13 protein-coding genes, 1 tRNA gene and 2 pseudogenes are annotated in these 11,967 nt (G+C 60.6%); 8 read left to right on the top strand and 8 right to left on the bottom strand.

Annotated features, from left to right (window positions below):
- Positions 1-94: 94 nt before the first annotated feature.
- Positions 95-1,159: pseudogene (locus Q5701_RS13315) on the bottom strand (capsular polysaccharide export protein, LipB/KpsS family).
- On the bottom strand, positions 1,156-1,398 hold the full coding sequence (locus Q5701_RS13320; protein WP_306751472.1) for a hypothetical protein: 243 nt from the start codon (positions 1,396-1,398) through the stop codon (positions 1,156-1,158). Before Q5701_RS13320 ends, Q5701_RS13315 begins: the two are co-directional and overlap by 4 nt.
- Before the next feature lie 191 nt (positions 1,399-1,589).
- Here Q5701_RS13320 and Q5701_RS13325 point away from each other — a divergent pair, with 191 nt between their 5' ends.
- From Q5701_RS13325 to Q5701_RS13345, 5 genes are all read left to right on the top strand, one after another.
- On the top strand, positions 1,590-2,207 hold the full coding sequence (locus Q5701_RS13325) for a riboflavin synthase (RefSeq protein WP_306751473.1): 618 nt from the start codon (positions 1,590-1,592) through the stop codon (positions 2,205-2,207).
- Positions 2,208-2,260: 53 nt separating this feature from the next.
- Positions 2,261-2,749: a transcription antitermination factor NusB gene (nusB, locus tag Q5701_RS13330; protein WP_234853026.1), complete on the top strand. Its 489-nt coding sequence runs from the start codon at positions 2,261-2,263 to the stop codon at positions 2,747-2,749.
- Between the two features lie 74 nt (positions 2,750-2,823).
- Positions 2,824-3,135 (top strand): hypothetical protein, encoded by a 312-nt coding sequence (locus tag Q5701_RS13335; protein ID WP_306751474.1) that lies wholly within the window; start codon positions 2,824-2,826, stop codon positions 3,133-3,135.
- Between the two features lie 411 nt (positions 3,136-3,546).
- Entirely contained in the window at positions 3,547-4,524 is a 978-nt protein-coding gene (locus Q5701_RS13340) for a DUF481 domain-containing protein (RefSeq protein WP_306751475.1), read from the top strand.
- 324 nt (positions 4,525-4,848) lie between these two features.
- A complete protein-coding gene (locus tag Q5701_RS13345) occupies positions 4,849-5,313 on the top strand; it encodes an MmcB family DNA repair protein (RefSeq protein ID WP_306751476.1) in 465 nt (154 codons plus the stop codon).
- On the opposite strand, the gene Q5701_RS13350 is transcribed toward Q5701_RS13345, so the two are convergent.
- Positions 5,294-5,512 carry a DUF6324 family protein gene (locus tag Q5701_RS13350; protein ID WP_306751477.1) on the bottom strand — a complete coding sequence of 73 codons (219 nt, stop codon included), beginning with the start codon at positions 5,510-5,512 and terminating at the stop codon, positions 5,294-5,296. The genes Q5701_RS13345 and Q5701_RS13350 overlap by 20 nt on opposite strands.
- Positions 5,513-5,612: 100 nt before the next feature.
- Here Q5701_RS13350 and Q5701_RS13355 point away from each other — a divergent pair.
- From Q5701_RS13355 to Q5701_RS13365, 3 genes are all read left to right on the top strand, one after another.
- A tRNA-His gene (locus Q5701_RS13355) sits at positions 5,613-5,689 on the top strand.
- Between the two features lie 106 nt (positions 5,690-5,795).
- A complete protein-coding gene (locus Q5701_RS13360; protein WP_234853031.1) occupies positions 5,796-6,230 on the top strand; it encodes an ElaB/YgaM/YqjD family protein in 435 nt (144 codons plus the stop codon).
- A gap of 9 nt (positions 6,231-6,239) precedes the next feature.
- A complete protein-coding gene (locus Q5701_RS13365; RefSeq protein ID WP_306751478.1) occupies positions 6,240-6,899 on the top strand; it encodes a phage holin family protein in 660 nt (219 codons plus the stop codon).
- 50 nt (positions 6,900-6,949) lie between these two features.
- On the opposite strand, the gene grxD is transcribed toward Q5701_RS13365, so the two are convergent.
- The 5 genes and pseudogenes from grxD to Q5701_RS13390 all read right to left on the bottom strand — a co-directional run bounded on the left by grxD (position 6,950) and on the right by Q5701_RS13390 (position 11,962).
- A complete protein-coding gene (grxD, locus tag Q5701_RS13370; protein ID WP_234855783.1) occupies positions 6,950-7,312 on the bottom strand; it encodes a Grx4 family monothiol glutaredoxin in 363 nt (120 codons plus the stop codon).
- A gap of 44 nt (positions 7,313-7,356) precedes the next feature.
- Positions 7,357-7,599, bottom strand: a complete 243-nt coding sequence (locus Q5701_RS13375) for a BolA/IbaG family iron-sulfur metabolism protein (protein ID WP_234853033.1) — start codon at positions 7,597-7,599, stop codon at positions 7,357-7,359.
- Positions 7,600-7,710: 111 nt separating this feature from the next.
- Entirely contained in the window at positions 7,711-7,878 is a 168-nt protein-coding gene (locus Q5701_RS13380; RefSeq protein WP_234853034.1) for a hypothetical protein, read from the bottom strand.
- Between the two features lie 452 nt (positions 7,879-8,330).
- Positions 8,331-9,263: pseudogene (locus Q5701_RS13385) on the bottom strand (IS5 family transposase); the annotation flags it as partial.
- A 434-nt stretch (positions 9,264-9,697) separates the two neighbouring features.
- Positions 9,698-11,962 carry an adenosylcobalamin-dependent ribonucleoside-diphosphate reductase gene (locus Q5701_RS13390; protein WP_306751479.1) on the bottom strand — a complete coding sequence of 755 codons (2,265 nt, stop codon included), beginning with the start codon at positions 11,960-11,962 and terminating at the stop codon, positions 9,698-9,700.
- Positions 11,963-11,967 lie beyond the last annotated feature (5 nt).

An 11,967-nucleotide genomic window follows, 5' to 3' on the forward strand; every position in this document is an offset into this window, starting at 1 on the left:
CTTTCGAAACTCCTGTTCCTTGTCCCGGACTTGCCGCCCGGTTGTGCGCGCAATCTAGACCCTGCGCCGCACGGATGCCACACCTTCCTGAACCCTAGTCCAGAACTTCGCCGATTTGCTGGCGGCGGTGGACACGCCCCCTAGCTAGGGCTTGATAGGGATCCTCGGGTGCAAGGATCAGGTCTGCGACCAGCCGCAGGGCATGGGCGCGCGAACGGCGGGAATAAAATCCTCCCGGAACCTGGCTGGTTTGCAGCAGATAGTCACGAAAGATGCGATAGGCCGCAGTATCGGGCCGCTGTGGATGGGCCATGAAATCGGCCAGCGTCTGGTCCGACACCAACCCAGGCTTGCAATAGACGGCGCGGCCCAGGGCCTTGACCGGCAGCCCGCGCCACAACGCCTGCTGGGCGGCCGTCGAATTGACGGTGATTACCGCGCGGGCATGGGCCATCATGTCGGCTAGCTTGCCGCCCCGGAAATAATGCACCCGGTGTGCCACGCCATGCCGGGACGCCGCATCGCGGATGGCGCGGCGGTTCCTGGCACGGCCGTCCTCCAGCGGGTGCGCCTTGAACAGCAGGTGATGATGCGCCGGCGCGGACCGCGCAAACTCTGCCACCATCTCCTCCACGAAGTCGCGGTTCCGGGAAAACGGCGAATGCCCCAGCATATTGGAATCATGTTCCAGTTGCATCGGCACAAGCAGGTAAGGATCACCCGTCAATCTGAAACGCCGCTATTGAATCGCCCGCGCCGCCGCATGACCCGGGGTCAGCATCAGGCGGCGCAGGTTCAGCCGGAACTCGGCAAAGATCGGCAAGGCGCGGTGGCTGGCGAACTGGCGATAGCGGCGGTTCGCCACCAGAACTAGGAAATGATAGAACGCGCCATAGGCCTTGTGCTGGCGCATATCGCCCCAATGAGCAGGCGGGCGGCGAACCTCGGATGCGGTGTCGCGCAGGGTTGCGCGCATCTCGGTCGGGGATATGTCCAGAAGCGCCGAATGTCCGTTCGACCCGCCGCGTTCATAGCTGATCCAATAGGGGCGCAGATAGCCTTCCTCGAACACGTGCAGGCGCAGGTCCATGGCTTGGGCCGCATGGCGCGCGGCCGCGTGGATCGGGCGCACATCGCCGTAAAGGACGATGTCCGTCACCCCTTTTTCGGCCAGGATCCGCGCCAGGAACGCGGGCCAGTGATCCGCGCCAGGAACGCGGGCCAGTCTGCGCTGCTGCCGGTATGGCGCAGCAGATGCGCCGGATCCGACCAGAAGAACTCGTCCCCCGCATTGAACGCGCATCGCCAGACTTGCGCACCCGCAGCCCGCAACATCTGGCCCAGCCGGTCAAAGAACGGGCCGTGCGGACCCTGCAATAACAGAAAAACGCGCGGCATGGGATCGGACGCAACGGCCGTGTGCGACGAAAGGGATTGTCGGTTTTGCAGCACCATACCATTCCTGTTAACGGCGGGGCGTTTCTGTTGGCACCTGGTACAATGGGGAATACAGACGGCAACGGGCCGTGCGATCCTTGCGCTGTACCATGCTATCGCCTAGGTCTTTGCCGAAGAAAAGAGGTTTTCGCGTGTTCACAGGCATCATCACGGATATCGGCACCGTAGCCGCGGTTGAAATGCGGGGCGACATGCGTGCGCGGATCGACTGTGGCTATGACATGGCGACCGTGGATCTGGGCGCCTCGATTGCCTGCGACGGGGTGTGCCTGACTGTGGTGGACAAAGGCCCGGGCTGGTTCACCGTCGATATCTCGGCCGAGACGCTGTCCAAGACCAATATCGGTGCCGGGGGCTGGCAGGCCGGGCGCCGCCTGAACCTGGAACGCGCCCTGCGCGTGGGCGACGAACTGGGGGGCCACATCGTCAGCGGCCATGTCGATGGCGTGGCCCGTGTGGTTGATCTGCACGACGAAGGCAGCAGCCTGCGCCTGACATTCGAGGCTTCGTCCGCCTTGGCCCGATATATCGCCCCCAAGGGATCGGTCGCGCTGAACGGCACCTCCTTGACGGTGAACGAAGTTGCAGGCAGCCGCTTTGGCGTGAACCTGATCCCGCATACCCGCCAGGTGACGACCTGGGGCGGGGTTGCCATGGGCGACGAGGTCAACCTGGAGATCGACACCCTGGCCCGATACGTTGCCCGCCTTGCCGAGGCGATGAGCGCCCCCCTGCCTGCCGGGGCTTGACGCGGGGCGGCTTTCACGACATTGCAGCCGGTCTCTTTGACAAGGCCTGATCCATGAACCCGAACGACGACAAGCAGAACGACAAGCGTGCCGACCGCCGGGCGAAAAGCAGCGGTGCGCGCTTTTACGCCGTTCAGGCCCTTTACCAGATGGAGGCTGCGGGCCAGTCTGCCGAACGGGTGATGCGGGAATTCGAAACCCACCGCCTGGGGGCCGAGGATGAGGATGGCCGGTATCTGCCCGCCGACGAAGGGCTGTTTACCCGTGTCGTCGACGGGGCGGTGAATTGGCAGTCGCGGATCGACCAGGCGACCGATCGCGGTCTGGTGGCCAAGTGGCCCATCGACCGGATCGACCCGGTGCTGCGCGCCTTGTTCCGCGCGGCGGGGGCCGAACTGGTGACGCCGCAGACCCCACCCAAGGTCGTCATCACCGAATATGTCCGCTTGGCCGAGGCGTTCTTTCCCGAGGGCCGCGAACCGAAGTTCGTCAATGCCGTCCTGGACCACGTTGCCCGAGAGTTGCGTCCCGAGGCGTTCTGACGCAGCACGCTCTTTCTGCTGCACTCCTTGCATAAATGCCCTATATTCGGGCTTTCATGCGTCCGAGGTGCATCATGCCGATGATGATTCGCGTCTATATCCGAAGCGTCTGGATCGGCGCCGCACTGGCCTGTTGCTTTGTTGCCGCTTTGATGGCCCTGGACGTTGCCCATTTGCGTCACCTGATCCTGAACAGCAGCGTAGGCTGGCTGGCAGTCATCATGCTGATCGTTTTCAACACAATTGTCTTTGCAGGGGTTCAGTTCGCGATTGCCGTGATGGGGCAGGCAGAATCCCCGCCTTCATCGGGCCGCCGATTATCTGTCGGGCGTCCTCGTCCGATGGCCAGAGTCCATGTCCCAGTGGCAACGACACGGCGAAAATAAGAGAAATCAGGCAAGCACGACGCAATTGCTTTGTGCATCGTGTCCATTCTGCAACATCTTGCCCGGCTGGAACACGCCGCCTTGCTGTCTAAAAATTGGGCATTCACGTCTTTGTTTCAAATCGAATAATATCGATGAAGCCTTTGTTTCGTGCTTCGAAAGAAGATTTTATTAGCCTTGGCATATACTTCCCATCTATTCAGTTTGGTTCCTTCGTTTGGTATCACTGACGTATTTCGGCAAGTTTTGGCCCAAGTAGCTCGGCGGCATTTACCCTCACGTTTTTGGGAGTCGTGGACGTTCTTTAGGGGTCTATGAACCAAGACAGGGCAGGATTACTTCATCTTTCGCAGAGATGCTCTGGCGTCTGACAGTCGTCCAGAACAACGAAACTCAGCTCGCGAGGATGAGATGAAAAAAATTACGTTGCTGACCGGCACCGCCGCTCTGATTGCCGCTCTGTCCGCTCCGGCTTTTGCCCAGACGGAAATCGCCGCCGGCGCCGATGCTACCGGTGTTTCGGATGTCAATGACCGGATCATTGATGTCGAGGACGCCGTTCAGGACGATTTCGACCGCGACAATGACGACGCGCGTTTCGGCAATCCGGATCGCCGCGAAGGCCTGTTCGGCTCGTTGGCCCTCACCTATGCGGGCAGCACCGGCAATGACGAAAGCCAAGATTTCTCGTTGGCTGGCCGTGTGTCGAACAACGCTGGACCCTGGCAGCAGTCGGTCGGCATGTTGCTTGAATTTGGCGAAGACGAAGACGGGGACAAGGACAAAGAGGAAACGTCGGTCATCTATGACGGCGCCTATTACTTCAACGACCGCTTCTATGCCTTTGTTCTGGGCCGCTTCAGCATTGACGGACTCGCCAATGGTGACCAGTTGGGTATCGACGACGATGGCGACGTTGCCGACGATCTGAGCGATTTTGCACGTGACGGCTTCATCGGTGTGGGTCCGGGCTATCGCGTGATCAATACCGAGCAGACTGCATGGCGCGTTCAGGCCGGTATCGGCTATCGCTACACCCAGACCGGCGCGCAGAAGTCAGGCTTCGATCTGGTTGAAGTTGGTACAGACCCAGTGACCGGCGATGCCGTTTATGACACCGTGGCAGTTGATGACTCTTCGGACAGCGGTCTTGGCTACATCGTGTCGTCACGCCTGTATCACCGTTTCAACGACATGGTCTTCATCACCAACGATACAGATTATCTGTCGTCGGAAGACTCGGATGATGTGATCACCAACCAGTTCGGCGTGAACTTCCAAATGTCGGACCAACTGGCGACCCGCGTCAGCTATACCACCGAATACCAGGAAAACCGTGACATCCGCACGGACAATACCTTGGGTGTGTCGGTCGTTTACGGCTTCTGATCTGCTTCGCAGGCATAAAGAAGGGCGGTCGCAAGGCCGCCCTTTTCGCATGGAAAACCGCCGCTGCAGGGCAGTTTGAAAGGTGGCGGGAACCGCAGCAACCGCGGCAGCGCGAGATTTCCCGAAAGCCTGGATTACCAGGTGGGCGCCGGGTAACGAGACCAGGGTCACGCCAGAGCCAGCCCCCTCGGAAAGATTATAGGCCAGTGGAAAAATGGCCGCACGCAAGAGGAGCAGAAACCCGCCGTGATGAAAGATAAGGGCGTGGAGGGGGCTGTTCAAGCGGGTTGTGGAATGTTGCCGCTTCGTTCTATAGATCGCGCCATGACCGACCTTGAACCCGTTCTTCCTGCGATGCCCGGCCAGCGTCTTGCACGCGGCGTGGGGCGGCTGCTGCGCAGCATGGATCATGCCGTGCTGACGGAGTTCACACCCATCCGGGGGTTGCGGGTCGATGTGATCAGCATGGGGCCAAAGGGAGAGTTCTGGATCGTCGAATGCAAAAGCTGCCGGGCCGATTTCATGGGCGACCGCAAGTGGCAGGGTTACCTCGAATGGTGCGACCGCTATTTCTGGGCAGTCGATTGCGACTTTCCATCAGAATTGCTTCCCGCCGACACCGGCCTGATCTGCGCCGATGCCTATGGCGCCGAAATCCAGCGCATGGCGCCCGAAACGCGGCTGGCCGGCGCGCGGCGCAGCAAGGTCATGCGTGATTTCGCCCGCGCATCAGCCCTGCGCCTGCAAGGGCTGACCGACCCGGATGCATTCACCGCCGGGGCTTTTTAGGCTTTCCGCTGGTTTTCCCCATGTCGCGTGCCGCTTCGGCCGCAGCAAGCAGTTCCTCGGCTATTTCTGCCGCTTCCTCGGGGTCGAAATCCAGAGGCAGGTCGATCCCTTCGCCTTGCAGGTAAATCCGCACCATGCCCTGATCCGTGGGCCCGATCTGCAGATTGGCCGCAATGTCGCTTTGGCTGTTGATGCCCATGGTCCTGATCCTTCCTTGATGGCTTTCTGTAGCCTGCATGAAATTTCCGGGCAAGACAGGCTTGCAACCACGCGTGCTGGGGTTTACAGAACGCATCCATGCCGCCTTAGCTCAGTTGGTTAGAGCGCTAGATTGTGGATCTAGAGGTCGCCCGTTCGAACCGGGCAGGCGGTACCATCCCCCCAAGCCTTTGCCTTTCAATTATTCTTCCGGTCTGCGGAACAATGGTCTTGGTCCGTGTGTTTAAGCCTTGATGGTGACAATCACACCGGAGGATATTCCCATGGCTGAACACAACCCTACTGCAAACGACATGAAGAAAGACGCCACCGCTGCTGGGCAGCAGGCGAAGAAGGACCTGAATGAAGGCGCCAAGAAGATCGGCGACGACATTCGCGATACCGCCAGCAACCTGTCGAACAACGCGGGTGCCGAGAATCTCAAGGACCGCGGGGCCAATCTGGCACAGAAAGCCACGGAAACCGCGCAGGAATATGCCGACCGGATGCGCGACATGGGCGGCGAATATGCCGGCCGCGCCAAGGCCGAGGCTGAACGGTTGTATCAGACCAGCCAGCAGAAGGCATCCGAAGTCGCCCACTATGCCGAGGAACGGTATGACGAGGTGTCTGAAATGGTCCGCCGCAACCCGGCGCAGGCCTTGGGCATCGCCGCCGGTATCGGCTTCTTGGTCGGCCTGATCCTGGCCCGTCGCTGAGGTTTCCCCATGTTCGACTATGCGCAGCGTCTTCAACTCGCACTCAAGGACACGGCGCGTCGGTCGGCCATGAAGGCAGCGGCTGGGATCGTCCTGGCCGTCGCCGCAGGCTTTCTTGTCGCCGCCTTGTGGTCCTTCTTGGCACATAACCTGGGCTGGGGTCCGGCCTTGGCGTCGCTGGTCGTGGCTGGGCTGTTCATTCTGGCGGGGCTGATCCTGTTCGGAATGTCCAAGGCCACCCACCATGAGATGCCCACGACAGATGATCTGAAGAAGGAAGTCGAGGCCCGGGTCAGCCTGGCAAGGGACGCGGCTATCGAGAAGGCAAGGGCCGAAGCCGAACGGGTCGTCGACATGGCAGGGAACAAGGTTTCGTCTTTGATGGACGAGGCCAGCTACAAGGTGACTAAGCTGGCCGACGATACGGAACGCCGTGTCTTCGGGGTGGCCCGCAATGCCGCACAAGCCGTGGGCCTTACCCAAACGAACATGGATTCCGTAAGGTCCAAGGTCGAAGGCGCAACGGATACCCTGTCACGCGCCAACAGCAGCAATGCTGGTAGCATGGCAAAGCTGTTGGGGGCCTTCGCAATCGGGGTCACATTGGCGGCCAAGTTGCGAGAGCGCGAAGACGAGGATGATTACGAATATCAGGACGATATCCTGTAAAGAAGCGGGCCGCCCATGGCGGCCCATTTCATGTTAAATATCCTGACTGATCAGGCATTCGCCTCGCGGATTTTCTCGGCAGCGGCCTTGTCATAGGACACGCCCTTCTGGTCGAACAACTGGTCCAACTCGCCCGACAGGGTCATCTCTGTCACGATGTCGCAGCCGCCCACGAATTCGCCCTTGACGTAAAGTTGAGGAATGGTCGGCCAATCTGAAAAATCCTTGATGCCTTGGCGAACGTCATCGTCAGCCAGAACGTTCACGTCCCGATAATCGACGCCCATATAGTTCAGTACGCCGGCAACCCGGCTGGAAAATCCGCATTGCGGCATTTCCTTGGTGCCTTTCATGAACAATACGACATCCGCGTTGTCCACCAATCCTTGTATCTTGTCAGTTACTTCCGTCATGTCTTTCATCCTGTGTCTGATGGTCTGGCCAAGGGGCAGGGGCCTCAGTCAGGCGCTTTGGTGGTCAATGCCAAGGCATGAAGGGCGCCCGATTTTCCCGCCATCTTGTCTTGCAATGCCGCATAAACGGCACGCTGCTGTTGAACGCGGTTCTGGCCCCGAAAGCTTTCGTCGATGACCTCGGCGGCGTAATGGTTGCCGTCGCCCGCAAGGTCAGTGATCGTGATCTGTGCTTGCGGAAAGGCCGCACGGATGAGGGCCTCGATGTCATGCGCTTCCATGGCCATGGAATTGTCCTTCTGCCTTTGCCTATATGATGTAAGGGAAGGCTAAAGCACCCGCAAGGCCAACGGGAAACGGCCGCGACAAGCGCGGCCGTTGAGGCAGTGATAGCAAGATCAGTTGGCGGTTGCCGCCCCTACAGTTCCACCAACCACCGCGCCTGCAGGCCCGGCAATCACCGCACCGCCCAGCCCGCCGGTCGCCGCGCGTTCCGTCGCCGTATTTCCGCAGGCCGCCAGCATGAAAACGATGCTGCCGCAGAGGGTCGCTGTCATTAGTCGCATCAGACTATCCTTTCTGCGCGCCCAATTGCGCTGCTGTTCGAGAAAGGTCTGGAAGGAATAAAAGTTCCGCGACGGGGGAGGAAATCTGTGGACTCACGCCGAAGCGCAACCTCGCTCGCAGCATCATGCTGCCCAATCGCCGGGAAATTGATCCACCAGATCAATTTCTGGCCCGGCTCAGACGCGGAAAATCCACCTATCCCAGCCGTTCAGATTTCCTGAACCACCTCTGTCACTATGGGACCTTTGGTATCTATCGGGGACTTCGCCATTGCAAATTCCCACCAGCAATACTCCAACTTCACGATGATAGAGGGGGCAGATCAAGCCAAATCTATCTATGACAGATGAGTCGAAGGGTAGTTACGTCCCGCACAACTGACTACGCCAACACGAGGCTTTGTCGCGCAAAAGGCGTGAAGCCTGAAGGTCGCCTTTCCCAGACGGACTTGTCCTGCGGGTCTTGTGACAGGTATGCCGCGCGCGGTGTAGCCGTTCAGGACGGCGGCGCGGACCTGGAGTTCAGCGATCTGGCGGGCGAAGTCGCGCGCCATGAGGCTTTGTTCCAGCAGCTTCACGCAATTCCTCTTTGCCTCGGCGCGGCTTCGGCGGTGATAGCCGGTCCATTTTCGCCAGATGGCGCGGCCGAGATATTTCGAAGCTCGCAGCGCCTCGTTGCGGGCGATGGCTCCTGTGGTCGAAGGGTTCCATGGCTTGGCGTTCCTGCGCCGCGGGATGACCGCGTGCGCGCCGCGGTTCGCGACGGCGTCGTGGGACTTGCGCGTATCATAGGCGCCGTCTGCGGTGACCGATCCGATCTCCACATTGGCGGGGATCTGGCCCAACAGTTCGGCCAGCATTGGCGCATCCCCGGCACTGCCTTCCGGTGACCTCGATGGCGCTGATTTCCAGCGCCTGTTCGTCGACACCAAGGTGGATGTTGCGCCATGATCGGCGTTTCGTGCCGCCATGCCTGCGGGCGTTCCACTTGCCTTCACCTTCGGCCTTGATGCCGGGGCTGTCGATCAGAAGGTGCAGGAGACCCCTCCGAGCCACGAGAGGGGACAATCACCGCCAAGGTCTTCTGACGCCTGCTCAGAGTGCTCAAGTCGGGAACCCCCCAGTCCAGGCCGACCAGGCGCAGAAGGCTCTCGACGAAGCCTGTGGTCTGCCGGAGCGCCATGCCGAACAGAACCTTTATCGTCAGGCAGGTCTGGATCGCGGTATCGCTGAATTGGCGCAGACGGCCGCGCTTGCCGGTCGACGGCGCCACCCAGATCATCTTTGGATCAAACCAGATCAAACGGCAAACCACGCTGCTTCAGAGCTTCGTTGTAAGGCGGCCAGTTGCCAGTCTTGTAGCGCGGCGGAAGGGGGCTGCTCATGGAGGTCAGCTACCACGCTGGGTTTAGCAGACGAATCCTATTGGCATTTACGCAACAAAGCCCCACCACAATCTTGTCGCTCCGAATCTTAAGCTTCGTTTCGCGGGCTGCTTTGCAGCACATGACAGAGAATGGTTGGCCGGTATGGGCCAACCTTCGTTGCACATCTTTGCCCAGCACTGTGCTGCGGCGTGCCTGTATATTCTGTTGGACTTGGAGCCATCACCGCACCCGTCTACTATAGGTAGTCGGGCCCGAGCCAAAACCCCGCTTCAAGCAGGATATTGTGCCAGGCGGGAATATTAAGTGGTAGCGCCAGCCATAACTTTTTCTTTTTCCGTTCCGAGGAAAAGTTTTGGCTTGCAAAAGGACAAATTATGACCGGCTGACGGAAAAGTTTTGGCTGGCGCGACAACAAGCCTACCCTATCCCCTCTACCCGCATTTCGAATGCCCGCAATTGGGACAGGTCATGCAACCTTCGTTCATGCGCATTCCATATTGGCCGCAGCTCGGGCAGGCCGGGCCAAGGGGGCGTTCTCCCACGGCCACTGCTTCGATATGCGGGTCGGACTTCAGGCCCATTCCCTCGCCTGCCAGAAAGCCGATGGCGATCATGTGGCGCTCGATAACCCCGCCGATGGCGGCCAGGATCGAGGGGACATAGCGGCCGCCCATCCAGGCCCCGCCGCGGGGGTCGAAGACGGCCTTCAATTCCTCGACCACAAAGCTGACATCGCCGCCGCGCCGGAAGACCGCGCTGATCATGCGGGTTAAGGCGACGGTCCAGGCAAAATGCTCCATGTTCTTGGAGTTGATGAAGATCTCGAAGGGGCGGCGATGGCCTGCCTGGATGATATCGTTGATGGTGATATAGATCGCGTGTTCGCTGGCGGGCCATTTCAGCTTGTAGGTCGCGCCTTCCAGGGCGGCCGGCCGGTCCAGCGGCTCGGTCAGATAGACGACATCGGCCCCGGTATCGGCCTGGGGGACCGCCTCGGCCTGTTCGCTGACCGACAGGACGCTGCCCGTCACGTCGTTCGGGCGATAGGTCGTGCAGCCCTTGCAGCCCAGATCCCAGGCGGACAGATAGACGTCCTTGAAATCTTCGAAGGAAATGTCGGGGGGGCAGTTGATCGTCTTGGAAATGGAACTGTCCACCCAATCCTGGGCTGCCGCCTGCATGGCGACGTGATCCCGGGGCGTCAAGGTCTGGGCATTCGCGAAATGGCCCGGCAAGGGGGCATCGCCATGCAGGTCGCGCCACATCTGGACGGCGTAATCGACGACCTCCTCCTCGATCCGCGATCCGTCCTTTTGAAGAACCTTGCGGGTATAGGCATAGGCAAAGACCGGCTCGATCCCGCTGGACACGTTGCCCGCATAAAGGCTGATCGTCCCCGTGGGCGCGATGGAGGTCAGCAGGGCGTTGCGAATACCATGGGTCGCAACCGCCTCGCGCACATCCCCGTCCATCCGCCGCATGAAGCCCGAGGCGAGGAACTCGTCGCGAACGAACAGCGGAAACGCCCCCTTTTCCCGCGCCAGATCCGCGCTGGCCAGATAGGCCGACCGCGCAATCGCTTTCATCCAGATGCGCGTCTGGTCCACCGCATCCGGGGCGCCATAGCGCAGGCCCAGCATCAGCAGCGCATCGGCAAGGCCAGTGACGCCCAGACCGATGCGGCGCTTGGCCTGCGCCTCGGCCGCTTGCTGCGGCAGGGGAAAGCGCGAGGCATCCACCACGTTGTCCATCATCCGCACGGCCACGCGGACCAGATCGTCAAGCGCCACCATGTCCAGCCGCGCCTGCGGGGTAAAGGGATCGCCGACCAGCCGTGCCAGGTTCACCGATCCCAGAAGGCAGGCGCCATAGGGGGGCAGCGGCTGTTCCCCGCAGGGATTGGTGGCAGCGATGGTTTCCGCATAATGCAGGTTGTTCTGCTGGTTGATGCGGTCGATGAAGATCACGCCCGGTTCGGCATAATCATAGGTTGCGCGCATGATCCGGTTCCACAGATCGCGCGCGGGAACGGTCTGATAGACCCGCCCCCCGAAAACCAGATCCCAAGACCCGTCCGCCTTGACCGCCTGCATGAAGGCATCCGTCACCAGCACTGACAGGTTGAACATACGCAACCGCGCGCTGTCCCGCTTGGCCCCGATGAAATCGCCGATATCGGGATGATCGCAGCGCATGGTCGCCATCATCGCACCCCGGCGCGACCCCGCCGACATGATCGTGCGGCACATCGAATCCCACACATCCATGAAGGACAGCGGGCCGGATGCATCGGCCGCCACTCCCCGAACCTCGGCCCCCTTGGGGCGCAGCGTGCTGAAATCATAGCCGATGCCGCCGCCCTGCTGCATGGTCAGCGCAGCCTCCTTCAGCGCATCGAAGATGCCCGCCATGCTGTCGGCGATGGTGCCCATGACGAAACAGTTGAACAACGTGACCGACCGCCCGGTGCCTGCCCCTGCCAGAATCCGGCCTGCGGGCAGAAACCTGAAATCCTGCAATGCGGCATAGAAGCGATCTTCCCATTCCGCGGGATTCGCCTCGACCTGCGCCAGATCGCGTGCGACGCGGCGCCAGCTATCCTCGACCGTGGCATCAAGGGCGCGGCCCTCGACATCCTTCAGCCGGTATTTCATGTCCCAGATTTGTTCGGCAATGGGCGCGGCAAAGCGGGTCATGACGG

This window comes from Paracoccus actinidiae (genome assembly GCF_030863885.1).
GTDB lineage: Bacteria > Pseudomonadota > Alphaproteobacteria > Rhodobacterales > Rhodobacteraceae > Paracoccus > Paracoccus everestensis.

What these genes read in the sequence shown, in the direction of transcription:
- Q5701_RS13320 (WP_306751472.1), bottom strand. Translation starts at nt 1,398, where the DNA reads ATGCCGCGCGTTTTTCTGTTATTGCAGGGTCCGCACGGCCCGTTCTTT.
- nusB (WP_234853026.1), top strand. Translation starts at nt 2,261, where the DNA reads ATGAACCCGAACGACGACAAGCAGAACGACAAGCGTGCCGACCGCCGG.
- Q5701_RS13335 (WP_306751474.1), top strand. Translation starts at nt 2,824, where the DNA reads ATGCCGATGATGATTCGCGTCTATATCCGAAGCGTCTGGATCGGCGCC.
- Q5701_RS13340 (WP_306751475.1), top strand. Translation starts at nt 3,547, where the DNA reads ATGAAAAAAATTACGTTGCTGACCGGCACCGCCGCTCTGATTGCCGCT.
- Q5701_RS13345 (WP_306751476.1), top strand. Translation starts at nt 4,849, where the DNA reads ATGACCGACCTTGAACCCGTTCTTCCTGCGATGCCCGGCCAGCGTCTT.
- Q5701_RS13350 (WP_306751477.1), bottom strand. Translation starts at nt 5,512, where the DNA reads ATGGGCATCAACAGCCAAAGCGACATTGCGGCCAATCTGCAGATCGGG.
- Q5701_RS13360 (WP_234853031.1), top strand. Translation starts at nt 5,796, where the DNA reads ATGGCTGAACACAACCCTACTGCAAACGACATGAAGAAAGACGCCACC.
- Q5701_RS13365 (WP_306751478.1), top strand. Translation starts at nt 6,240, where the DNA reads ATGTTCGACTATGCGCAGCGTCTTCAACTCGCACTCAAGGACACGGCG.
- grxD (WP_234855783.1), bottom strand. Translation starts at nt 7,312, where the DNA reads ATGACGGAAGTAACTGACAAGATACAAGGATTGGTGGACAACGCGGAT.
- Q5701_RS13375 (WP_234853033.1), bottom strand. Translation starts at nt 7,599, where the DNA reads ATGGCCATGGAAGCGCATGACATCGAGGCCCTCATCCGTGCGGCCTTT.
- Q5701_RS13380 (WP_234853034.1), bottom strand. Translation starts at nt 7,878, where the DNA reads ATGCGACTAATGACAGCGACCCTCTGCGGCAGCATCGTTTTCATGCTG.
- Q5701_RS13390 (WP_306751479.1), bottom strand. Translation starts at nt 11,962, where the DNA reads ATGACCCGCTTTGCCGCGCCCATTGCCGAACAAATCTGGGACATGAAA.